Here is a 23,835-nt window from a genome sequence, read left to right as displayed (position 1 = left end):
GGCAGAACCAATGCTTTTCGGATTAGATGGCGTCGAAATCGGCCTGATCATCGTTTTTCTCTGCCTGTTTGGCGGAATTCTGTCTGGCTTCCCTGTGGCGTTCGCCATCGGCGGGGCTGGGGTTATCTCTTTCGCGATCATCGCCGCGCTCGACACGGGCGGTTTGTTGATCCACCAAGCCATCGATACGGGGTCCGCTGAATACGCGGCGCTGATTGCCGAGGGCTTCAAGGCGGAAACCATATCGTCGTTCAGATATCCTGACCTGCCGCGACTGGCCGAACCTGTGTTTGCGCAAGGCTGGGAAGTTGCGCTGAACCGCAACGTGTCCTTCATCGTGAACCGTATCAACGAGCGGGTTTTGGCTGGGGCCTCCATTGAGACTCTCTTGGCCGTACTGATGTTCGTGTTGATGGGCATCACGCTAGAGCGCTCCAAAATTGCCAACGATCTGCTGACAACCATGGCACGGGTATTTGGTCCGTTGCCGGGCGGTCTGGCAGTGTCGGTGGTGATCGTGGGCGCGTTTCTTGCGGCGTCGACGGGCATTGTTGGCGCGACGGTGGTGACGATGGGGCTGCTGTCCCTGCCGACCATGTTGCGCAATGGCTATTCGCCCGAGCTGGCCACCGGCGTCATCGCCGCGTCGGGCACCTTGGGGCAGATCATCCCGCCATCTATTGTGATCGTGCTTTTGGGCACCTTAGCGGGTGACTTGTACTCCGCCGCGCAAGAGGCACGGGCGCAGGAAGTCGGCTGTTCGGACGCGCTCACCTATCTGGGGGAGCCTGCGGTTGTGTCCGTGGGTACGTTGTTCCAAGCGGCTTTGCTGCCGGGCATCATGCTGGCGCTGCTCTACGCGCTATACGCGTTCGGCTATGCGATCTTTAACCCAACGAAGGCCCCAGCGGTCCAACTGGGGGAGCCAACTGGCGAACCTATCCGCCGGTCCGAAGCACTGACATGGTTCTTGTTCGCGCCGGTTGGCCTGATCACCGCATTGATCTTAATGATGCAGGTGAACATTGTCGGCCCGCAAGGTTACCACGTCGACAGCTTCTCTGACGCAGGGGAGACCGCATCGCTGCGCACGAACGTGTCGGAGCAGTGCTCCATCGCGATGATCGACTTGCACGGCCAAGAGGCGTGGGACACCGCGCTGGCAGAGCAAGCCGTGATTGACGACGCGGGCGGGGTCGAACGCTCTGTCAAGTTGAGCGAAGAAGAGCGCGCGGCGGCTGTGGACGCAAAGATCGCCAATGCGGCGCCAATCGGGACGGGCACAGCCGTCGGCTTGCTTATGATCACCCTGATGATCGTTATCGCACGTGGCGTGGCACTCTCGGCCAATCCGGTGCCGTTGATCGTGGGGATCGGTGGCGTTTTGCTGGCCATGCTGATCGATACGGTTCTGGTATCGCCTGTTACATCGCCCGGAACGACGTTCTTGCTGATGTTGGTGCCGCTTGGTCTGATGCTCTACGGCGCGAAATATGCGGCGGGCATCTTGGGCCAAAATGATCTGATCCGCGTGGTCTTCCCACCGTTGGTCCTGATCGTGGCCGTGCTTGGCTCCATCCTCGGCGGCATCACCAACCCGACGCCCGCTGCGGCACTCGGGGCGGGCGGGGCGATCATGCTCGCGGCGTACCGCAAGTTGCAGGACGAAGGCCGGTCCGGCCGGATTGTGATCCTGACTACCTTTGCGATCATCATTATGATCCTTGTCGGCGTGAACTTTGACCTGCGCGTCAACATCGAGCAGGTGAGCTTCGAGAACACGCTCGCCTTCATCGTGGCGCAGGCGGCCTATCTGTTTGCGATGTTTGGATTGCTGTTCGGTTGCTATGTGCTGTGGAACTACGGCGTTCTAAGCCCCGTTGTGCGCGAGACGGCCAAGGTGACCTCAATGGTGTTCACCATCCTGATCGGGTCGCAACTGCTGAACCTCGTGGTGATTTCCTTCGGCGGGGAGCACTACATCCAGCAGTTCCTGAAATCGTTCGATAGCGAGCTGCAGGTCTTCATCATCGTGATGTTGGTGTTGTTCGTCTTGGGCTTCGTGTTGGACTTCCTAGAGATCATCTACATCGTCATCCCGATCGTGGGGCCAGTGATCTACGGCGGCACGATGGATCCGAAGTGGGTGACGATCATGATTGCGGTGAACCTGCAAACGTCGTTCCTGACACCGCCCTTCGGCTTCGCGCTGTTCTATCTGCGCGGCGTTGCCCCGAAGGAGGTCACAACGGGCCACATCTACCGCGGCATCATTCCGTTCGTTCTGATCCAGGTTGGTGCGCTCGGCCTACTGGCGCTGTTCCCGTCGGTGGTCACGATTTTGCCAAATCTGATCGGTAACTAAAACAACCGCCCGCCGCACATCACTTGCGGCGGGCGATGCAGCTCTTTTTCCTTATGTATCTCAAATAATTACCCCCCTTGTGTCAGCTATCCGACACCGGAGAATTTCAAGCAGCCTATAATCGCTCCTAGTTTGGTAACGAGTACTACTTTTTCCTACTTCGTGGTGAGTGACTTGGACATATGTTGGTCTTCAACACCCCTTAGCAGGAGGTCAAATCTATTGAGAAACTCAGCCCGGTTTTCAGAAGCGCTCGACGCGAAGTTCCTGAGGGACATTCCGCTAGAGGACAAAGAAGCGTTCCTTGATGCATGCAGTTTGCGCACCTTCAAGGCAGGGTCCGTCGTGTTGCATCAGGGCGAGAATACCGACGCTATGGCAGTGATCGTCGATGGTCGGGTGGAGGTCAGCTATGTCAGCGAGATCGGGCACCGCACGATCATCTACCACGCCTTCAGCGGAAACGTGCTTGGCGCGGTTGAAACCTTGTCGGAACGCCCATGCGCAGGCACATGCACCGCACTGATGGAGACATCCGTATTGATGTGTAAGCGCAAAGACTTGCTGGCGAGGATGGCGTCGCCAACCATGCTTCGCAATTTCGCGGCGGACTTGCACGACGTTCTGACGCATGACAACCGGTTCAAATCCATCGACCAGTTCTTTTCAGCCGAGCAGAAAATCTGCGTCTATCTGGAAAAACTGTCGGACGGTAACTCCATCGTATTTGTGAATAGTCAAAGCTATCTCGCCGATGTCGTGGGGTGCTCTCGTCAAACGGTAAACAAGGAGCTAGGGCGCCTACGTGATCAGGGCATCATAGAGACCAGCAAGAACAAGATCAAAATCCTGAACTACCGCGAACTATCCCTCAGGGTGGCGGAGCTCGGGACGCCTGACCGCGTGGCGGTAAACTTAGGAATATAGCTGGAGCAGATCCCACCTGTTGCCCCAAGGGTCGCGCCAAACCGCGACTTTACCGTAGGGCTCCACGCGTGGTGCTTCCTCAAATGTGACACCAGCGGCCAGCATCTGTGCGTGGTCCGCGTCAAAATCATCCGTGTTCAAGAAGAACCCGACCCGCCCACCTGTCTGCGCGCCAATGGCAGCGACCTGCGCGTCGCCGGATGCTTGCGCCAGCAGGATACGCGTTTCGCAATCTGGGGACGGGGCGATCAAAACCCAACGCTTGCCAGCGCCCATATCGGTGTCTTCAATCAGGTGAAAGCCAAGGCGAGAGACGTAGAAGTCCAAGCCTTCGTCATAGGTGGGCACCAGAATGGAGAACGCGGAGATCCGTCGGCTCATTCCTTTGGCGCCCGCGTGTCAGGCAAGGAGATACGTGCGACTTGCTCCGCAATGGGATCAACGGACAACGGATGGGTGTCGGCGTCGTAATCCTCGGTCGGGCTCAAGTTTTGCCAGTTGCCGCCGCGAAAAATCTCCAGCCCACTAAAGCCCGCTTTGTATCCCATCTTGGGGGAGCCAGGCACCCAATAGCCCAGATAGACATAGGGGAGGCCGGATTCCTGCGCGATGCGCACGTGGTCCAGAATGATATAGCTGCCGAGCGAGTTGCGCGCCCAATCGGGATCATAGAACGAGTAGACCATCGACAACCCGTCATCGAGCACATCGGTCAAGCAGGTGGCGATCAACTGCGGGCGATCGCCGGAGCGGTCCCAATACTCAATCACGCGGCTTTTCACCGGTGTTTCTTCGATCATCGCCGCGAATTCGAAAATGTCCATGTCGGCCATGCCACCATCCGCATGACGCGAATCCAGATAACGGCGGAACAACTCGTATTGCTCCTCCGTCGCCCAAGGGGAGGTGGCTTCACGCTCCAGCACAGCATTGCGGCGCAGGCACTTGCGTTGGCTGCGGGTCGGCTCGAAATCCGCAACGCGGATGCGCGCGGACATACAAGCGGAACAATCGGCGCAGGACGGGCGGTAGAGCACGTTCTGCGAGCGGCGAAAGCCCTGTTTACTCAGGGTATCATTCAGGGTGTTGGCATGCTCGCCTTGTAGCGCCGTGAACAGCTTGCGTTCGCGGCGGTTATCCAGATACGGGCAGGCCTGTGGGGCCGTGACGTAGAACTGGGGGGCGATAGGTAGGGTATGACGCATGGAACCTCTATGCAGCGCAACTGGTCGTGAACCTAACAACGCCCCAAGCGAGTCACAAATGCTTTTTCCGTAAGCGCGCAGGCTTTTGTAGAACCCGCGCTATTTAGATACGGTTAAGCCTAGTGCCGCCCCGGAGAGTTAATCGCGACGACGCCCGTGAACATGTCGTGTAACCCTTGGCCGCGCTCCGACATCAGCATCAGGAAGACGGAGGCCACTTGCGGGATAAAGAACGCGCTGGCGATCATGAAGCCAATGGTGTGCAAGGCCGCAGTGGAGCCATCAAGGCGCTGCCCCTGATGCGTGCGCAACTCTATGTTGAACAAGCGCATACCCGGCGTGGCGGAGAAGGCGTTGATTGTGCCGATGCGGTAGATCAGGGACACAACCAAGAACACCAACGGAAACACAAACCAAAGCAAAAACAACGGGATGCTGGCCACAATTGCGGCGACAACGCCGATCAGAATTGTATCGACAACCCACGCCAGTAGGCGTTTTACGCCAACGCCCTCGTAGAAGGCAGGTTGGGTGGTCGGGTCGGGCAGGGCGTCATAAGTGTCATTCATAGTGAAAGACATGGGGGGCGGTCTCCGCAATTAAAAGGGGGGGACCGCGCCAAACCGATTGCTTGGCGCGGGTGTGTCGTTTTGCTTAAGCGTTGTCGTCGGACTTGGCGGCCTCGGCGCGCTCATCCATGAAGCTGTCGAACTCGGATTTGTCCTTGGCTTCGCGCAGGCGTTCCAAGAAGCTTTCAAAGGCGTGCTGCTCATCTTCCAGCCGCTTCAGCATGTCGGCCTTATAGGCGTCGAAAGCCGAGTTGCCGGATGTTTTGAACCCGTGCGATGCGTGGCGGGTCATGGCGCGGTTGCGGCAGGAAGAATTAAACATGCGTTTGCTCCAGATCATATATGCAAGAAGGGCCAATCCGACGGGCCACACGAAGATAGACCCGAGCACCATTGCGGCAATCCAAGCGCCCTTACCGCGCTCGTCCAACCAAGCTTCTGCTCGGGAAAACCAGCCCATACGAGGCATTGTGTGGGTGGCTGTAGGGGTGGGGGTCATCTGTCGCTCCTTTATGTGAATGTTATTTACATTTACATATTTGGGAACGCTCCGCTGCTATTCAAGTGAAATGAGGTGAAAAACGTAAAAAAGGGCGCGGTTTCCCGCGCCCTTTACTGAATTTATTGGTTTTTTCTAGCCTAGGAGGTCAGCTCGTACGCGCGCTCACCGTGCGAAGACAGGTCCAGACCGGTGATCTCTTCCTCTTCTGTCACGCGGATTGGCACGATCGCTTTGACCAAAACAACCAGCCCGATGGTCACAACCGTTGTCCAGATACCCACAACCGCCAAGCCGCCCAGTTGCGCCGTCCAGCTTGCATGCCCAAACACGGCCAGCATGATGATCCCGAAGATACCGCCAACACCGTGAACGGCGAACACGTCCAGCGTATCGTCTATTTTGACGAAGTTTTTGACGACACCGCACAGCTCTTGGCACATGACACCTGCTACCGCGCCAATAAACATTGCCTCAATCGGACCTACGGAACCGGACGCGGGGGTGATAGACGCAAGCCCCGCGATGGTACCCGTGACCATGCCCACAAGTGACGCCTTACCGTAGCGGATGCGCTCCCACGCGGCCCAAGTGATAGACGCCATGGCCGCGGAAATATGCGTAACGGTGATCGCCATAGCCGCGCCGCCATCAGCGGCCAGTTGGGAGCCGCCGTTAAAGCCGAACCAGCCAACCCAAAGCATCGCGGCCCCGATCATCACCATGCCTGGATTGTGGGGCGGGGTGGTGGCCTTGCGGCGCGGCCCCAAGAAGACGGCCAAGATCAGGGCGGCGATACCTGCCGTTTGGTGGACGACGATACCGCCGGCAAAATCATTCACGCCGTCGCTAAACAGGGACCAGTCCTCGCCCGCCAGCAAACCGCCGCCCCAAATCCAGTGAGCAACCGGCGCATAGCAAATCAGCATCCACAGAGAGGAGAACACCATGACGAAAGCAAAACCGATGCGTTCCACGTAGGCCCCGACGATCAAGGCGGGTGTGATAATCGCGAAGGTCATCTGAAACGCGAAGAACAGGATTTCAGGAATAGTGCCTGACACGCTATCGGCTGTGACACCGTTCAGGAACGCCTTATCCAGCCCGCCCCAATAGGCGTTGCCGTCGCCAAAGGCGATGGAGTAGCCCGCAACCAACCAAAGAATGCTCATGACACATGCTATCGCGAAGCATTGCATGAAGACGCTGAGCACGTTGCGTGCCCGTACCAGCCCGCCGTAGAACAGCGCCAAGCCCGGCAAGGTCATGAATAGCACCAAGGCCGTTGCGACAAGTATCCAAGCGGTATCCGCTCCGTTCATGGGTTCATCCTCTCGTGTTTATCCCTGAGAAGGCAGAAACCGAGATGCGAGCGCGATATAAAGAGGCAAGTGGATTGCCCGCCGCCTAATTGGCGGGCTATTTTGTGAGTGACTGGTTTTTAGGCGATAATCTCTGAATTTGCCCGAAAAGGCGTCACTTAGGGAAGGCAGGCCTTTAACAGCAAATCCAAGGCATGATTGACCGTTGCCTGACGCACGCCTTGACGACCAAGCGCACCGAACTGCATGGTCTCGGTCAAAACGCCTTGCGCGGTCGCCAGTCCGAAGCAGACCATGCCCTCCGGCTTCACGGCGGAGCCACCTGGCCCCGCGATCCCTGTGACAGACACGGCCACATCAACACCTGCGGCGGCGAGCGCACCCATCACCATTTCCCGCGCGACCTGTTCGGACACCGCGCCATAGGCCTCAAGGGACGCAGATGTGACGCCCACCATATCCTGCTTGGCTTGGTTGGAGTATGTCACGTACCCACGGTCAACGACATCGGATGAGCCTGCTACGTCCGTCAGCGCGCCTGCGATCAAACCACCCGTACAGCTTTCGGCGGTGGCAATGCGCCAGCCCCGCGCGCGCGCGGCCCGTAAGACCTGCGCCGCCTCATCCATGGGACACCCACGCGCCAAGGATCACAACAAGCGCCGCCAAAACACCCGCAATCACATCGTCGAGCATCACGCCCAGCGATCCTTCCTTGCGGTCGGCCCAGCCCACAGGGCCGGGCTTGGTGATGTCAAACAGCCGGAACGTGATGAATGCCGTCAATACACCGGGCCACAGGGTCCAGAAGGACGCGCCAGTGTGGCTAAGGCCCACGGCGACGGGCAGGAGCGCTATCCACTGGCCAACAACCTCGTCGATCACGATCTCAGACGGGTCGTGATCCGCCTTGCCTTTAGTTTCCAGCGCGGTGACGTACCAACCCAAGACGAACATGATGCCCGTCAGGACCGCCAGCGCCAGTGCGCCGCGCCACTCTATGATGCCCCACGCGGCAAGAACCGCCGCAGCGGAGCCCCATGTGCCGGGGGCCGGGCGCAACAGCCCGACATAGAAAAAGGTGGCCCAGAATTTCGAGACAGAGAACATGTGGCTACCCTTTGATAAGCGTGGCTGTGGCCATGCAGGCAATGCCTTCACGCCGTCCGGTGAATCCTAATTGCTCCGATGTGGTGGCTTTAACGCTAACGCGGTCGAGAGAAATCTGCAGCAACTCCGATACCTTACGGCGCATCGTTAAGGCGTGCGGTCCGATCTTCGGCTCCTCACAGATCAGCGTGCAGTCCACGTTGGAGATGCTGAATCCCATGTCGCGCGCTAAATCCCGCGCGTGTTCTAGAAAGACATGGCTGGCCATACCCTTCCACTGTGGATCACTGGGCGGGAAGTGTTGCCCGATGTCGCCTTGCGCCAACGCGCCGTAGATGGCGTCCGTGATGGTATGCAAGCCGACGTCCGCGTCGGAATGGCCTTGCAAGCCGCGGTTATGAGGCACCTCAATACCGCAAAGCACCACGTGATCCCCCGCGCCAAAGCGGTGCACATCGAAGCCGTTTCCAACGCGTATATCCATTGTGGTCTCCAAATAGGTCTCAGCCCGTGCGAAATCTTCGGGCGTGGTTATTTTCAGGTTCCGCTCCGCGCCGTCTACTATGGCGACGGTCAGGCCAGCGGCGCGGGCAATCTCAACGTCGTCGGCAGCACCGCCTTGGTGCGCACGGTGCGCGGCCAGTATCTGCGTACGGTGAAACCCTTGCGGGGTCTGCGCACGGTAGAGCCCGTCGCGGTCTTGCGTGCCCGACACCGCACCCTGCGCACCGCGCCACAGCGCGTCTGTCACGGCCAGTGCGGGGGCGGCGCCGTCGGCGGTTTCAAGTGCCGCAACGACCGCATCAATCAAGGAATGCTCCACCAATGGGCGTGCGCCGTCATGGATCAGCACCAGATCAAACGCAGCATCCACGGCCTGCAGTCCGCTCAAGACGGACGCATCGCGGCTGTCGCCGCCAGATACGCAGTGAACACCTTCGGGCAGCATATCTTGCGGCGTGCCTTCCGGCACCACCAACACGATTTGCCCGACAGTCGGGTGCGACGCGAAGGCGGCACAGGTCCAATCGATGACGCGGCGGCCACACAAGGGCTGCCATTGCTTGGCGATGTCGCCGCCAGCGCGGACGCCACGGCCCGCAGCAACGATAACCACGGCGACTGAGGAACGGTTTGCAATCATGGGATTTGTCTAAGATGTGCGCGCGCAGAGAACAATGCCCCCATGTCATGCGCCTAATTTTTAGGCACCCGCCATGAATGCAGCGCGATCCGGCAGTTTTGCTGTCCCGTTTCATTGCGACTCAATGGATAGCGGCGTAGTAAAATAGGCAAATGCACAAGGATTAATCGTTTGACCATTCTTCTGGCGGATCACATCATTGACCCACCCGTCCTGCTCGCGCCACTGGCGGGAATAACCGACCTCCCGTTTCGCAAGCTGGTTTCAAGCTTCGGCGCGGGGCTGGTGGTGTCTGAGATGGTGGCCAGTCAGGAGATGGTGCAGGCCAAACCCGGTGTCCGCGAAAAGGCAGAGCTTGGCATGCAGTTCGCCAACACCTCCGTCCAGCTCGCAGGGCGGGAGGCACACTGGATGGCCGAATCCGCGCGGGTGGTGGCGGCAAATGGTGCGCGGGTAATCGACATCAACATGGGCTGCCCCGCCAAGAAAGTAACCAACGGCTATTCCGGCTCGGCGTTGCTCAAGGATTTGGACCACGCGCTGACCCTGATCGAGGCGGTGGTGGGCGCTGTGGATGTGCCCGTGACGCTGAAAACCCGCCTTGGGTGGGATGACGCGCTGTTGAACGCGCCGACATTGGCCATGCGCGCGCAGGACGCGGGCATCCAGATGATCACCATCCACGGGCGCACCCGCTGCCAATTCTACAAAGGCCGCGCGGATTGGGCCGCCATTCGGGCCGTTAAGGATGCAGTTAACATTCCCGTCGTTGCGAACGGTGACATCGTTGATGCGCAAAGCGCGCAGACCGCACGCCAAGCCTCCGGCGCGGATGGCGTCATGATCGGGCGCGGTGCGCAGGGCAAACCGTGGATACTGGCCGAAGTCGCCCATGCCCTACACGGCACAGCGGCCCCAGCCATTCCACAGGGCGCGGCGCTCGTTGATATGGTGATAGCCCACTACGAGGACATGCTGTCGTTCTACGGCAGCGAGCTTGGCGCGCGCGTCTCTCGCAAACATCTGGGCTGGTACATGGATGGGGCAGGGACGCCCACCAGCCTGCGGCGTGATGTGCTGACCGCCAAAGATCCAAATACCGTCCTGTCCCTACTTCCCGCCGCCCTACAAGAAAGCGCCGCCGCATGACCGCCAGCTTCTTTGATACCCTTTGGACATCCCTGCCGGTGCCGTGCTTCGTGATCGACGGGCAAAGCAAGATCGCAGAGATTAACCCCGCCGGGGAAAGCTTTATGAATGCCTCCGCCAAGTCGCTGCGCGGTGCGCCGGTGTGGGACAAGCTTCACGTAAATGCGCCGCTGGACGAGGCCGTGACCCGCGTGCGCCGCGACAGCTCCGCGCTGTTCGTGAACACGGTGGATGTGGGCTCCGGCGAAAAGCCTCCGGTCCAGTGCAATGTGCAGCTGACCACCATCGTGGACCGCCCAGGCTACATCCTCATCCTGCTGGAGCCGCGCGAGATCGCCCATAAAATGGGCCGTGACATGCAGTCAAAGACGGCCGCCAAATCCGCGATTGGGATGGCGGAAATGCTGGCCCATGAGATCAAGAACCCGCTTGCAGGGATCACGGGCGCCGCACAACTGCTCAGCATGGGACTGTCCGGCGACGACATAGAGCTCACCGACCTGATCGTTGCGGAATCGCGCCGCGTGGTGAAGCTGCTGGATCAGGTGGAGCAGTTCGGCAACCTGCGCCCGCCACTGCGCAAAGCGGTTAACATCCACGACATATTGGACCGCGCGCAGAAAAGCGCCGCCGTGGGCTTTGCCGCCCACATGAAGATCAAGGAGAACTTCGACCCCTCGCTGCCCGCAACTTACGCCGACGCCGACCAACTGCTTCAGGTGTTCCAGAACCTGCTCAAGAACGCGGCTGAGGCGGCGGATAAATCCGGCGGCACGATCGAGCTGCGCACGTTCTACGAGATGTCCTTGCGGGTTGAACGTCCCGACGGCAGCCGCGCCGCCGTGCCGCTACAGGTCGAGATCATTGACGACGGCCCCGGCTTGCCAAGTGACCTTGTGGGGGAAGTGTTCGAGCCATTCGTATCCGGCCGCGAGAACGGCACGGGGCTGGGGCTGGCGCTCGTTTCCAAAATCATATCCGAACATGACGGCTGGGTGTCGGTCACCTCAGCCCCCGGGCGCACGGTGTTCCGCATATCGCTGCCCGTCGCACCAAAGGACGCAGACCAATGACCCTACCGAGAAAGAGAGCGTAAACAATGGACGGCACCGTACTTGTCGCAGATGACGACCGCACTATCCGCACCGTTCTGACCCAAGCCCTGACACGGGCCGGTTGTCGGGTTCACGCCACGTCTTCGCTGACAACGCTGATGCGTTGGGTTGGCGAAGGCAAAGGCGATCTGGTGATCTCTGACGTGATTATGCCGGACGGCAACGGCCTTGAGATGTTGCCAGCCATCCGTGAACAGCGCCCTGCGCTTCCGGTAATTATCATTTCTGCCCAGAACACAATCATGACGGCTATTCAGGCCACAGAGGCCGACGCCTACGACTACCTGCCAAAGCCGTTTGACCTACCGGACCTGATGAAACGCGCTGCCCGCGCGTTGGAGCGCAAGCGCGTCACCGCCAAACCCAGCCCCCCCGACACGCCAAGCGGGGAGGGCGGCGACCTGCCGCTCGTCGGGCGCACCCCTGCGATGCAGGAGCTTTACCGCCTTGTGGCACGGGTGATGAACACCGACCTGTCCGTGATGATTACCGGCGAGAGTGGCACCGGAAAAAGCCTGATTGCGCGCGCGATTCACGACTTTTCCGACCGCCGGAACCTGCCGTTCGTCACCGCAACCCCAAGTGATCTGTCCGCCATGGAAGGCCCCGCGACGATCCTGAGCCGCGCACGGGGGGGCTCCATCTTGTTCGACGAGGTCTCCGATCTGGACGATGACGCCCAAGCGCGTATCGTGCGCATGCTCGACAGCTTGACCGACGACGCCCCGCGTATATTGGCGACGTCGCAGCAGGATCTCATGGCCAAGATGGAGGCCGGTAATTTCCGCCAAGACCTGTATTACCGGCTGTGCGGCGTGACGGTAAACGTGCCGTCCTTGCGCGAACGGGTGGAGGACATCCCACTTCTGACGGAACATTTCTTGCGCAAGTCAGAGCGCGACGGCGCGCCGACGCGCCAGTTCTCCAAGGAAGCGCTGGAGATGATCCGCGCTTACAGTTGGCCCGGCAATGTGCGGCAGTTGGAAAATTCCGTGCGCCGTCTGATCGTGACCGCCGCGCAGGACGATATCGGACGCGCAGAGGTAGAAATGGTGCTGGGCAATCAGCCCGAGATTGAACCCCTGATGGGGGGTGGTGACGCGGATAAACTGTCTGCCTCCGTTGCGTTGCATTTACGCCGATATTTCGATTTGCACGGCGGCGTACTGCCGCCGCCGGGCCTATATCAGCGAATTTTGCGCGAAGTTGAGACACCGTTGATCGAAATCGCCTTAGACGCGACAGGCGGAAATCAGGCTAAATGTGCTGATTTACTTGGTATAAACCGCAATACCTTGAGAAAAAAGGTAACGGACCTCGATATTCGCGTGACACGCCGCCGCAAGTTGATGTAAAACCGCAACAGTCACCGTGACGATTGGGCCGCATGGACGGGTCAACGATCACATCAACAAGACGTGGCAAGGCGGTAAGAAAGCAGATGAAAACCCAAAGCGGGACCCAGAGTCGCACTGCGGCTTGGGACAGGCTGAATCGGTTGCGGAAACTACGCAGGGTGCAGAATGTTGCCACCTTCGCCGTTGTTGCGCTTGGTCCGGTGTTGGCAGTTCTAACCTACTTGGGCCTTGGCCCGTTTGAGCTTGACCCCACATCGAATGGTATTCGCCTGATCCTTCTGGCCGATTTGGTCTACGTGTTGGTTGTCGCCACGCTGGTGGCGCAAAAAGTCTTCAAGATCGTCGCACAACGCCGCGCGAATTCTGCCGGATCGCAGTTGCACCTACGCCTTACAGGGGTCTTTGCGCTGGTCGCGCTGATCCCCACGGTTTTGGTGGCCGTGTTCGCAGTTGTGACGCTTAATTTCGGGCTGGAGGGTTGGTTTTCAGATCGTGTGCGCAACGTGGTTGGCACGTCACTCTCCGCCGCGCAGGCGTATGAAAAAGAACAGCACGACAATCTAGGCGAAGACGCACTTAGGCTGGCTGGCTACATGAACATCGCCAAGCAAGCCACTAATTTCATTTCCGATTCCGACCTGCGACAGGTTCTAACTCAGGCGCAAGAGCAGGTGCAGCGCGGTCTTAAGGAAGCCTTCATTGTGGATGGTGCGGGCAATTTGAAGGCGCGCGGCAACCGCTCCTACCGCTTTGACTTCGAGCCGGTGCCGGATATCGCGTTCCGCGCGGCGCAGAACAACGAACCCGTCGTGATCGAGGACTGGCCGAACAACGAGTTCCGCTCGCTGTTGCGCCTCACGGCCTATCCAGACCGCTACCTTTACATCAGCCGTACGGTTGATGGCGAAATCCTGAGCCTGCTAGACCAAACGCAAGAAACCGTGCGTTTGTACCAACAGCTCGAGAACGATCGCGGGCGTTTGTTGTTCGAATTCGGGCTGATTTATCTGGGCTTCGCGATGATCCTGATCCTTGCCGCCATTTGGCTGGGGCTGTGGTTTGCGGAGCGTTTGGCGCGCCCCGTGGGGCAGCTTGCCAGCGCCGCGCAACGCGTCGGGGCAGGGGACTTGGACGTGCAGGTCATCGAGGGCAAAAGCGAGGACGAGATCGCGCTTTTGGGACGCTTGTTTAACCAGATGACGCGAGAGCTTAAAATCCAGCGCGAAACCTTGCTGAGCAACACCGAGCAGATTGAACGTCGTCGCCGTCTGTTCGATTCCGTGCTGTCCTCGGTCACCGCTGGCGTCATTGGCTTGGACGCGGACAACACCATCACCTTCATGAACCGCTCCGCGTTGCGTTTGTTGGACATCAGCGAAGACACGGATATTTCGCATTCCTTAACAGAGTTGGTCCCAGAGTTCGGTGCCCTGCCTGCGATGCTGTCCGAAACCGGTGCCGAGACCGCGCAAGAAGAGGTGAAAATCACCCGTCGCGGCCAGTTGGAAAGCCTATTGGTCCGCATCGCCACGCGAACTTCTGCCTACGGCGATCTGGAAGGCTACGTGCTGGCGTTTGACGACGTGTCTGAGCTGGTGAGCGCGCAGAAAATGGCCGCATGGGGCGATGTCGCCCGCCGGATTGCGCATGAGATCAAGAACCCGCTCACCCCGATCCAGCTGTCCGCTGAACGCTTAAAGCGCAAGTTTTCCCCGCTCGCAGGGGATGAGTTGGAAAGTCTGGAGCAGTACACGGATGTCATCATTCGCCAGACCAATGATCTGCGCCGCATCGTCGATGAGTTCTCTAAATTCGCACGTATGCCGGAACCCGAGTTGCGAGAGATTGATCTAATGAAACTGATCCGCGACGCGGTCGTTCTGCAACAATCCGGCCAGCCTGAGGTGGAGATTTCGCTGACCAGCGACGAAGACGCGATCCTTGCGGATCTGGATCAGACGATGATCGGGCAAGCGATGACAAACCTTATCAAAAACGCAGGAGAAGCCATTGAATCCCTGCAAGAAAAAGGCACATACCACGGCCACCAACCGCAGATAAAACTGGCGGTCAGCACCACAGATAAAGACGTCACAGTCACGATTTCGGACAACGGCATCGGCCTTCCGGAAGACCGCACGCGGCTGTTTGAGCCTTACGTGACGACGCGCGCGAAGGGGACTGGCCTTGGCCTCCCCATCGTCAAAAAGATCATCGAAGAACATGGCGGCAGCCTCGTGCTGCGCGACGCCGATGCCTTCGACAACACTGGCCATCAGGGCGCTAAGGCAGTCATAAAACTGCCACGCCTGTCGGCTGCCAAACGCAGGAAAGTGGCTTAGAGAGCCGCTATAAGGAGCAGAAATATGGGCGATATTCTGATCGTAGACGACGAACGCGACATTCGAGAATTGATCTCGGATATCTTGAAGGACGAGGGGTTCACCACACGGCTTGCGGGGACATCCGACGCCTGCATGGCAGAAATCAACGCGGAGCCGCCGGCGCTGATGATCCTCGACATCTGGCTGAAAGACAGCGCGATGGACGGCATTGATATCCTCAAGCAGGTCAAGCGCGACAATCCGGATGTGCCGGTTGTGATTATCTCGGGCCACGGCAACATCGAGATCGCCGTCGCCGCGATCAAGCAAGGCGCTTACGACTTTATCGAAAAGCCGTTCAACATTGATCAGTTGATGGTGGTTATCACCCGCGCCATGGAGACGTCCCGCCTGCGTCGTGAGAACATCAAGCTAAAGCGCGGTGACGCTGTGGCGTCCGAGACAATTGGCGAAAGCTCCGCCTTTAAGGCCCTGCAAGCGCAGCTCGACAAGGTCACCGGTTCCAACGGTCGGGTTATGTTGACGGGCGGCGCGGGGTCCGGCAAGGACGTGGCGGCGCATTATATCCACGCCCATTCGAACCGCTCCCACGCGCCGTTCATCACCATCAACTGTGCCACAGTGGAGCCGGAACGCATGGAAGAACTGCTGTTCGGGCGCGAAAGCAAGGAACGCGGCGTGGAGCCGGGCCTGCTGGAGCAAGCCCACGGCGGCATCGTGTTCTTCGACGAAGTGGCCGACATGCCCCTTGGCACCCAATCTAAAATCCTGCGGGTTCTGGTGGAGCAGCAATTTCAACGGGTTGGCGGCAAGGACAATGTGCGCGTTGACCTGAGGGTGATTTCCTCTACCAACCGCAACCTTGATGAAGCCATCGCTGCGGGCACCTTCCGCGAGGAGCTGTATCACCGCTTGAACGTCGTCCCGATTGCGGTGCCCAGCTTGGAGGACCGCCGCGAGGATATCCCGACGCTGGCGTCCTATTTCATTGAGACCTTTCATACCACGCAGGGCTTGCCGCTGCGCAAACTGGCCGACGACGCGGTGACTTTGCTGCAAACCATGCATTGGCCTGGCAACATCCGTCAGCTGAAAAACGTGATTGAACGGGTGCTGATCCTTGGTCCTGACAAGGGCGACATCGAGGCGAAAGAGCTGCCGCAATCCGACGGCGCGGTAGAGAGCGAAAGCGGCGTGACCATTGGCGGCAACCTTGCCACGCTGCCACTGCGTGAAGCCCGCGAGTTGTTTGAGCGCGAATACTTGATGACGCAGATCAACCGCTTTGGCGGCAATATCTCGCGAACAGCCGCCTTCGTCGGGATGGAGCGTAGCGCGCTTCACCGTAAGCTGAAGTCCTTGGGCGTGGTAACGTCCAACAAGGCGGGCGCCCGTGTGGCGCAGGTGCAAGACGGTGACCTGGCCGAGACGGGCACCGAGTAAGCCGTTTACAGTATGTTAAAAGGCCGCGCGGCGACGCGCGGTCTTTTGGTGTGCAACGTGCTATCCAATTGACCCACGCGCGCCCATCTGCCATGGCTTAACACTCCAAGAACCGGGGATAATCCGATGAAAGTAATCATCTGCGGGGCAGGGCAAGTTGGCTGGCAAATCGCCCGCCATCTGTCGAGCGAGAAAAACGACGTGACCGTCGTGGACAACAACCCAGAACTCGTCGCCCGCGCGACCGAAACACTCGACGTGCAAGGCATCACAGGCTTCGCAAGCTACCCCGACGTGCTGGACCGCGCGGGTGCGCGCGACGCTGATATGATCATCGCGGCGACCTATTCGGACGAGGTGAACATGGTCACCTGTCAGGTTGCGCACTCCGCGTTCTCCGTGCCGCGCAAGATCGCGCGGCTGCGGTCCCAAAGCTACCTGACGGCGATCTACTCGGACCTTTACCGCCGCGACCACATGCCCATCGACGTGGTGATCAGCCCAGAGAAGGAAGTCGCGGAAGCCGCGCTTCAACGGTTGGCGGACCCTGCGGCATTTGACACAGAAAACTTCCTGTCAGGTCAGGCACAGCTTTTGGGCATCCAGCTAGAAGACGACTGCCCCGTTTTGAACACGCCCCTACGCCAGTTGACGGAGCTGTTTTCGACCCTGCGCGCGGTGGTCGTCGGAGTGCGTCGCGACGGGAACCTGTTTGCTCCTGATCCGGGTGATCAGCTGTTTAGCGGGGACCAGATTTACCTCTGCACCCACCGCGAAGACGTCCCCCGCGCCATGGAAATTTTCGGCAAAACCCAGTCCAAGCAGGAACGCGTTGTCATCATCGGCGGCGGCAACGTGGGGCTAGCCGTGGCCCAAGCCTTGGAAGCGCGTACTGAGCGCGTTCGCGCCAAGGTGATCGAGAAGAACCGCACCATCGCGGAGCGGGCCGCGAACGTGTTGGAGCGCACGATTGTGCTACACGGCGACGGGCTGAGTGCTGACCTGTTGAATGAGGCCAACATCAAACGCGCCGACGCGGTGCTATGTGTGACCGACGACGACAAAACCAACCTCTTGGCCGCCGTGCGCGCCAAGGCAGAAGGTTGCCCAATGGCGATTGCCTTGGTCAATGACCCGACGTTGGTGCCGCTGCTTGGCCCCCTTGACGTGGACGCCTACATCAACCCGCGCGCGACAACCGTGTCGTCGATCCTACGCCATATCCGCCATGGCCGCGTGCGCCAGATCTATTCCATCGGGGACGCGGAGGCGGAGGTTATCGAGGCGCAAGTGCTGTCCACCTCTCCCATAGCAGGGCAACCCATCCGCGACATCAACTTTCCTGAGGGCGTGCTGGTTGGCGCGATCCAGAAGGGCAAGAAAGTGGTGCGCCCAGAGGGCGGCACGCGGGTGGAGGAAGGCGACACCATCGTCATCTTCGCACTCACCGCCGACGTTCCGGAAGTCGAACGCCTGTTGCAGGTGTCGGTCGACTTTTTCTAGCGATGGGACGCGGGGTCACAGTCACGACGCTTCCGGTGCTGCTCAGGTTGCCGCTTTTGGTGCAGCTTATGGCGACGGGTTCCGTGGCAATGCTGCTCCCTGCTATTCACGCCTTCGCGTTGAACCAGCACCGCGTGGCACAGCCGTTCTTTTACGGGGCGGTGTTGTTCTCCGTTCTGGCAGCACTGGTTGCTCTGGCCACGTTTCGCCAACCGATCCGCAATGTGGCCCGCAGCCAACTGCTGACTCTGGTGGCGGCCTATTTGGTGTTGCCGGTGATGTTGGCCGTGCCCTTGCACGAAGCCCGCCCGTCCATGTCGTTCTTCAACGCCTACTTCGAGATGGTGTCGAGCATCACCACCACGGGCGCGTCGATCTTTGACACCCCGCGACTGGTGCCCGATCCGATCCATTTGTGGCGCGGGTTGGTGGGCTGGTTCGGCGGGCTTTTGGTCATTGTGTCCGCCGTCGCGGTCTTGGCCCCGATGACGCTGGGCGGATTCGAGGTGTTGCGCCCCACAGCATCAACAGGCGGGTTGCCGGGCTCCGGCGCACAACTGGCCCGCGCGACAGAGCCGAACCAACGCGTCGCCCGCTATACCTCCAAGATCGTGCCGATCTATGTCTCGCTCACGCTCATCATCTGGCTTTTGCAGATCATCACCGGCGCCGGAAGCTTCAACGGGTTGATGATCGCGATGGCAACGATGTCGACCAGCGGGATTTTGCCGCTGCGCACAATGGTCGATATGGGCATATCAGTCCCTGGCGAGGTGATTGTTTTCGCGTTCCTCTTTATCGCCGTGACCCGACAGGTGGTGTGGTTGCCGTTTGACAAACACTACTTCGCAACCCTGCGCCTTGACCCTGAGATGCGCGTGGCGCTGTGCTTTTTGTTGGCCGTGCCGTTGGCGTTGTGGCTGCGCCATTTCATCGGGGCGATCGAAATCAATGAAGAAAGCGACGCCTTAGCGGCGGTGCGTGCGCTCTGGGGGGCGTTGTTTACGGTTTTGTCATTTTTGACCACCACGGGCTTTGTCTCCAGCGATTGGGAAACCGCGCGCGACTGGTCCGCGCTGCCAACACCCGGCCTTGTGCTGGCGGGCATGGCGATCATGGGCGGTGGCGTCGCCACGACGGCAGGGGGCGTGAAACTGTTGCGCTTCTACGCGCTTTACAAACACGGCGTCCGAGAGATGGAGCGGCTGGTGCATCCGTCCTCTATCGGCAGTGGCGGGCGTTTGGGGCGTGGGATGCGCCGCGAGGGCGCTTTTATTGCATGGATTTTCTTCATGCTGTTCGCCTTGTCGATTTCCGGTGTGGTTGTGACCTTGGCGCTGTCGGGCCTGCGGTTCGACGAATCTGTGGTGCTGGCACTGGCCGCATTATCGACCACCGGCCCCTTGGTTCACGTGGCACTGGACGGCGGCTTGGCTTACGCAAATCTGACCGTGGAGGCCAAGGCGGTGTTGATCGGCGCGATGGTCTTGGGGCGCATGGAAACTCTTGCAATCATCGCGCTGTTTAATCCGGACTTCTGGCGGCGATAAACGGTCAGCGGCGGCAGTGTGTTTGCGCCGTATCGTCGCAATAAAACCTCAATTTCTGGGCTGGACGTCAAATAATTCCCAAGACATACTGACATTTCATCACGGACAGGTGTCAGTTCGGCTGGCACTCGCAAACCACGCGCAAGAAAAAAGGCAATAAAAAATGGCCGCTGATAAGCAAAACCTACAAGATGCATTCCTGAATAACGTCCGGAAGACCAAAATTCCGGTGACAATCTTCCTGATCAACGGCGTCAAGCTGCAAGGCGTGATCACTTGGTTCGACAACTTCTGCGTGCTCTTGCGCCGCGATGGTCAATCCCAGCTGGTCTATAAGCATGCCATTTCGACCATCATGCCGTCCCAACCGATCAACCTTTACGACGGTGAAGAGAATTCTTGAAACTGAGGAAGCCGGCCTTACCCGTGCTTGGGTAATCCATCCCGACATTAAAGACGTGAAGGCGCGCAGGCTCGCGAGCTATGCGCTTGCCGAAGCCGTGTCCCTTGCAGACGCCTTGCCCGGACTAGAGGTCGCGGGCTCTGAAGTTGTGCCTTTGCCGAAAGTCAAAGCAGGGACGCTGTTCGGCACGGGCAAGATCGCGGAGTTGAAAACCCGGTTTCACGACGCCGAGGTAGAGTTGGTCCTGATCGACGGTCCAGTGTCGCCCGTACAGCAGCGCAATCTGGAGAAGGAATGGGGCGTCAAAATTCTTGACCGCACCGGCCTGATTTTGGAAATCTTTTCGGACCGCGCGGCGACCCGCGAGGGCGTGCTTCAGGTTGAACTGGCAGCGCTTAGCTATCAGCGCACCCGACTGGTGCGCGCTTGGACGCACTTGGAGCGACAGCGCGGCGGCTTGGGCTTTGTTGGTGGTCCGGGCGAAACCCAGATCGAGGCCGATAGGCGCGCCATTGACGACGCCATCGTGCGCATCCGTCGCCAGCTAGAAAAGACGGTCAAAACCCGCGAGTTGCACCGCGCTGCACGCGCAAAGATACCTTATCCGGTGGTGGCCTTGGTGGGCTATACGAACGCCGGAAAATCCACATTGTTCAACCGACTGACCGGCGCTGATGTGCTGGTCAAAGACATGCTCTTCGCCACGCTTGACCCGACTATGCGCTCCGTCGAGTTGCCGGACGGGTTGGAAGTCATCATGTCGGACACGGTTGGATTCATCTCCGACCTGCCGACCCAGCTTGTGGCCGCGTTCCGCGCGACACTGGAAGAAGTGCTGAGTGCGGATTTGATCCTGCACGTGCGCGACATTTCGCATTCGGAGTCAGAAGGCCAAGCCCGCGACGTGCGCCAGATCATGGCCGACCTTGGGGTCGACAAAGACGTGCCCGTTTTGGAAGTCTGGAACAAATGCGACCAGCTTGACGAGGATATGTTGCTGTCAGCATCCAACAAGGCCGACCGCAACGACGCCTTGTTCCTGACCTCTGCCGTGACCGGCGCAGGTGTGGATGATTTGCTGGATGCTGTCTCAACGCTATTGCGGGCAGGGTCGGTGACCGAGGTTCTGGACCTCGGCTACGCAGACGGCAAAGCGCGTGCGTGGCTGTTCGGGCAAGAGGTTGTCGACAGCGAAGAGCAAACAGAGACCGGATTCAAGATCACCGTCACGTGGAATGCTACGCAGAAAGGCCAGTTCGAGAAGCTGTAAAGCAGCTCGAACGGGTCTAGCTCAATCTACTCAGAGGCAGGCGTCAACGTGATTGTACCCACGGATCCCGCGCGTGCGAGTTCAGGGTCCAGCGACATCGGTATATATTCGCCGCGCCGCCACAAAACACCCAGATCATCGTAGTGCCGCGACAGCGGGTGACCGGATTGGCCAGTCGCCATCACGAACAAAGAGCTGTCGGGATCGGCGAAGTCATAGACCCCACGGTAGCCCGCCGCATGGACGTTCTGGAACGGCTCCGGCCCGCTGCCCGACGTGCGGCCACGCATCAGCGTGTTGTCGCCCCCCGACGTCGATTGCCGGATGTTCACCACTGCGGACAGCAACGGAATTTTGCCAAGCACCTGATGATCATGTGTCGCCTCATGCGCATCGCCCCAACGCCAGCTTTCAATGGCGGGGCCATATTTCTCGCTGAGCCAAACCAGCGCGTCATCCAGCGCCAAGCGGGAGATATCTGTGCAGGTCTCTACCGGCGCGGACTGCAAGATATCGCACCACACGCCCGCACCATCGGCATCGCGGAACACGCGCTCTAGAAACAGCGGCTCCACATGGGTGAACTCGCTCTCCAACGGCCCCAGCTCATCGCGGATCAAGCGCGACTGCAACGCGCGCAGCCATGCGGCGTAGATCAGCGGCTCTGGCAGATGCTCCGACATTTCACCGTTCCACTGGGCCATGATCTCTAGGGCCTGTTGGCGCAGACGCTCCGGCGTGCCTTCTGGCGCGGCTTCGCCCGTGAACCACAGATCGGCCGCGATGAGCGGGAGCATGGCGCGTGCCGTGAAAGACACCGTATCAAGCTGTGCTTCGACAAAGCTATCGCGGGTGTGGACCTGACGGTTCAGCATCAGCCGCCGCCAGCGCTGCACACGCTGCGTGTCGCCATAGGTGTAGCTGACATGGTCGGGGAAGGGGCGCTCTATCACCTTGTTATTGGTGTTGCCCAGAATGCCGCCAGCGGGGCGGGTGAATTCGGGGTTGGATGCATAGGGCATCACCCCAAGCCAGCGGTTTTGCGCCAGCCAGCCTTGCGACGGGATGCGCCCGCGCGATTGATGCGCGGGGTGGCGGCGCGGTACGTGGCCAATGGTCTTCAGCGCGATACCGTCCTGATCCACAATTGTCAGGTTTTGCGCAGGGGCCACATAGTCGACGGCGGCGGCGATCACCTCCTCGGTGGTGCTGGCGCGCATAAGTTTGAGCGCCGCCTGAATGGAGGTGTCCTTATCCGTCAGCATCGTCCAGCTCAGCGCCGCCTCATGCCCCAAGGGCGTGATCGTGCCAAGGTTGTAATGCGTCTCCGGCAGGATCGGGCCATTCTCGGTCCAGCGCATGTTAATCGTTTGCGACGGGGCATCTTTGATTTCGATGATCGACTGTGCCGTGCGGAAGGGTTTGTAGCCGTCCGGCGTCAGATACTCGTTGGCGTTCTCTGGGTTCAGCTTCTCGATAAAGAGGTCTTGGTCATCGACATAGGCGGTCGTAAGCCCCCAACCCACCTTGTCGGAGCGGCCCGTCAGCACCACAGGCATGCCCGGAATAGTGCCGCCGATAACACCGCCGGATGACAGGTCCAGCCGTGCCAGATACCAGATCGACGGGGCAGACAGCCCCAGATGCGGATCGTTGGCCAGCAATGTACCGCCCGCGGCGGAGCGTTCTGGTGCGGCGGCGAACGCGTTGGACGCGCCAGCAAGCTCGCGCTCTGGGAAGGGGGAGAGCGGGTCCTTCGGCCCACTGGTGTTCGCGGCGTAACGCGGCAGGCCTAGGCCTTGCATCATCGCCGCATAGTCTAGCGCGGCTATGCCTTGCCCCGGGGTATCCGGTAGCAAATCGCGCACCCGCTCCGGCTGCAACAACAACGACGCCCGCGCGCGCACGACCTCTTCCTCCAGATGGCCAGAGAGTTGCAGCGCCATGATCTTGATCACGGCAATGCTGTCTGCGGGTTGCCACGGGGCGATCTTGGGCGAGAACACGAAGAACTCGGGCGCGCCACGTCCTAACGCATCCTCGTTCACAATCCTTAGCCACGCGTTAACGCCTGCGGAGTAAGCCTCCAGCGCGGATTTTGTCTCTGCGTCCTGCGCCGAGACCGAACGTTGCGCCAGCCCGTAGAGATCAAGCCTGCGGATCAGCTTATCGACGTTGAGCGTGCGCTCCCCGAAAATTTCACTCAATCGTCCCTGAGCGGTGCGCCGCAGCATGACCATCTGCCACAGACGGTCTTGCGCGTGAGCGAAGCCGAGCCCGTAATAGACGTCCTCATCCGCATCGGCGAAAATATGCGGGACTCCGGAATTGGTGCGTATAATCTCCACCGGTCCGGTGATTGCGGGCACTGTGTAGTCCGCCTCGTAATCCACCAAGGACCGCGATGCGAGGTAGTAAACTGCGGTTACCGCCAGTGCTGCAAGCAACGACAGCAGCATGAAAAGCCGCAGCAACCATTTGAAAATCAGACCCATTGACCCGCCATGCTTATGCGCCTCGCTATTGACGCCTCAGCCCCCGTCGTTACATCGGTTAGC

Annotated in this window: 20 protein-coding genes; 11 read left to right on the top strand and 9 right to left on the bottom strand. The window is 59.6% G+C overall.

Annotated features, from left to right (window positions below):
- Window positions 1–10 precede the first annotated feature (10 nt).
- Window positions 11–2,365 carry a TRAP transporter large permease gene (locus BLW66_RS04380; protein ID WP_089945361.1) on the top strand — a complete coding sequence of 785 codons (2,355 nt, stop codon included), beginning with the start codon at window positions 11–13 and terminating at the stop codon, window positions 2,363–2,365.
- Between the two features lie 222 nt (window positions 2,366–2,587).
- Window positions 2,588–3,292: a Crp/Fnr family transcriptional regulator gene (locus BLW66_RS04375; RefSeq protein WP_139254523.1), complete on the top strand. Its 705-nt coding sequence runs from the start codon at window positions 2,588–2,590 to the stop codon at window positions 3,290–3,292.
- On the opposite strand, the gene BLW66_RS04370 is transcribed toward BLW66_RS04375, so the two are convergent.
- From BLW66_RS04370 to BLW66_RS04335, 8 genes are all read right to left on the bottom strand, one after another.
- On the bottom strand, window positions 3,281–3,673 hold the full coding sequence (locus BLW66_RS04370) for a VOC family protein (protein WP_089945357.1): 393 nt from the start codon (window positions 3,671–3,673) through the stop codon (window positions 3,281–3,283). The two genes, BLW66_RS04375 and BLW66_RS04370, sit on opposite strands and share 12 nt — an antisense overlap.
- On the bottom strand, window positions 3,670–4,497 hold the full coding sequence (locus BLW66_RS04365; protein WP_089945355.1) for an arginyltransferase: 828 nt from the start codon (window positions 4,495–4,497) through the stop codon (window positions 3,670–3,672). The genes BLW66_RS04370 and BLW66_RS04365 overlap by 4 nt, the downstream gene beginning before the upstream one ends.
- A gap of 119 nt (window positions 4,498–4,616) precedes the next feature.
- Window positions 4,617–5,066: an RDD family protein gene (locus tag BLW66_RS04360; RefSeq protein WP_244508545.1), complete on the bottom strand. Its 450-nt coding sequence runs from the start codon at window positions 5,064–5,066 to the stop codon at window positions 4,617–4,619.
- An 85-nt stretch (window positions 5,067–5,151) separates the two neighbouring features.
- Window positions 5,152–5,565, bottom strand: a complete 414-nt coding sequence (locus BLW66_RS04355; protein WP_089945352.1) for a DUF2852 domain-containing protein — start codon at window positions 5,563–5,565, stop codon at window positions 5,152–5,154.
- Window positions 5,566–5,705: 140 nt separating this feature from the next.
- On the bottom strand, window positions 5,706–6,887 hold the full coding sequence (locus BLW66_RS04350; protein ID WP_089945350.1) for an ammonium transporter: 1,182 nt from the start codon (window positions 6,885–6,887) through the stop codon (window positions 5,706–5,708).
- A 158-nt stretch (window positions 6,888–7,045) separates the two neighbouring features.
- Window positions 7,046–7,516 carry a CinA family protein gene (locus BLW66_RS04345; protein WP_089945348.1) on the bottom strand — a complete coding sequence of 157 codons (471 nt, stop codon included), beginning with the start codon at window positions 7,514–7,516 and terminating at the stop codon, window positions 7,046–7,048.
- Window positions 7,509–7,997: a phosphatidylglycerophosphatase A family protein gene (locus tag BLW66_RS04340; RefSeq protein ID WP_089945347.1), complete on the bottom strand. Its 489-nt coding sequence runs from the start codon at window positions 7,995–7,997 to the stop codon at window positions 7,509–7,511. The genes BLW66_RS04345 and BLW66_RS04340 overlap by 8 nt, the downstream gene beginning before the upstream one ends.
- A 4-nt stretch (window positions 7,998–8,001) precedes the next feature.
- The gene (locus BLW66_RS04335; RefSeq protein ID WP_089945345.1) at window positions 8,002–9,141 is read right to left on the bottom strand and encodes a bifunctional 2-C-methyl-D-erythritol 4-phosphate cytidylyltransferase/2-C-methyl-D-erythritol 2,4-cyclodiphosphate synthase; all 1,140 of its coding nucleotides are present in this window, start codon (window positions 9,139–9,141) and stop codon (window positions 8,002–8,004) included.
- A 171-nt stretch (window positions 9,142–9,312) separates the two neighbouring features.
- Between BLW66_RS04335 and dusB the strand changes: the two genes are divergently transcribed.
- From dusB to hflX, 9 genes are all read left to right on the top strand, one after another.
- Window positions 9,313–10,290 carry a tRNA dihydrouridine synthase DusB gene (dusB, locus tag BLW66_RS04330; protein WP_244508544.1) on the top strand — a complete coding sequence of 326 codons (978 nt, stop codon included), beginning with the start codon at window positions 9,313–9,315 and terminating at the stop codon, window positions 10,288–10,290.
- Entirely contained in the window at window positions 10,287–11,363 is a 1,077-nt protein-coding gene (locus BLW66_RS04325; protein WP_089945343.1) for a two-component system sensor histidine kinase NtrB, read from the top strand. The genes dusB and BLW66_RS04325 overlap by 4 nt, the downstream gene beginning before the upstream one ends.
- Before the next feature lie 26 nt (window positions 11,364–11,389).
- On the top strand, window positions 11,390–12,760 hold the full coding sequence (locus BLW66_RS04320) for a response regulator (protein ID WP_089945341.1): 1,371 nt from the start codon (window positions 11,390–11,392) through the stop codon (window positions 12,758–12,760).
- Between the two features lie 86 nt (window positions 12,761–12,846).
- Window positions 12,847–15,105: a sensor histidine kinase NtrY-like gene (locus BLW66_RS04315; protein WP_089945339.1), complete on the top strand. Its 2,259-nt coding sequence runs from the start codon at window positions 12,847–12,849 to the stop codon at window positions 15,103–15,105.
- A 24-nt stretch (window positions 15,106–15,129) separates the two neighbouring features.
- Window positions 15,130–16,551, top strand: a complete 1,422-nt coding sequence (gene ntrX / locus BLW66_RS04310) for a nitrogen assimilation response regulator NtrX (protein ID WP_089945337.1) — start codon at window positions 15,130–15,132, stop codon at window positions 16,549–16,551.
- 126 nt (window positions 16,552–16,677) lie between these two features.
- On the top strand, window positions 16,678–18,054 hold the full coding sequence (trkA, locus tag BLW66_RS04305; protein ID WP_089945335.1) for a Trk system potassium transporter TrkA: 1,377 nt from the start codon (window positions 16,678–16,680) through the stop codon (window positions 18,052–18,054).
- Between the two features lie 2 nt (window positions 18,055–18,056).
- Window positions 18,057–19,604, top strand: coding sequence for a TrkH family potassium uptake protein (locus tag BLW66_RS04300; protein ID WP_089945333.1), 1,548 nt, complete (start codon window positions 18,057–18,059; stop codon window positions 19,602–19,604).
- Between the two features lie 163 nt (window positions 19,605–19,767).
- Window positions 19,768–20,007 carry an RNA chaperone Hfq gene (gene hfq, locus BLW66_RS04295; protein WP_021100213.1) on the top strand — a complete coding sequence of 80 codons (240 nt, stop codon included), beginning with the start codon at window positions 19,768–19,770 and terminating at the stop codon, window positions 20,005–20,007.
- Complete coding sequence (hflX, locus tag BLW66_RS04290) at window positions 19,991–21,277, top strand: GTPase HflX (protein WP_244508543.1); 1,287 nt, start codon at window positions 19,991–19,993, stop codon at window positions 21,275–21,277. The genes hfq and hflX overlap by 17 nt, the downstream gene beginning before the upstream one ends.
- Before the next feature lie 26 nt (window positions 21,278–21,303).
- Here hflX and BLW66_RS04285 read toward each other — a convergent pair whose 3' ends face one another.
- Window positions 21,304–23,772 carry a penicillin acylase family protein gene (locus tag BLW66_RS04285; protein WP_089945329.1) on the bottom strand — a complete coding sequence of 823 codons (2,469 nt, stop codon included), beginning with the start codon at window positions 23,770–23,772 and terminating at the stop codon, window positions 21,304–21,306.
- Window positions 23,773–23,835: the final 63 nt, after the last annotated feature.

This window comes from Litoreibacter albidus, assembly GCF_900107015.1.
In the GTDB taxonomy this organism is placed as follows: Bacteria; Pseudomonadota; Alphaproteobacteria; order Rhodobacterales; family Rhodobacteraceae; genus Litoreibacter; species Litoreibacter albidus.
Note: the sequence above shows the minus strand (reverse complement) of the source record. Positions and strands in the feature narration are given on the sequence as shown.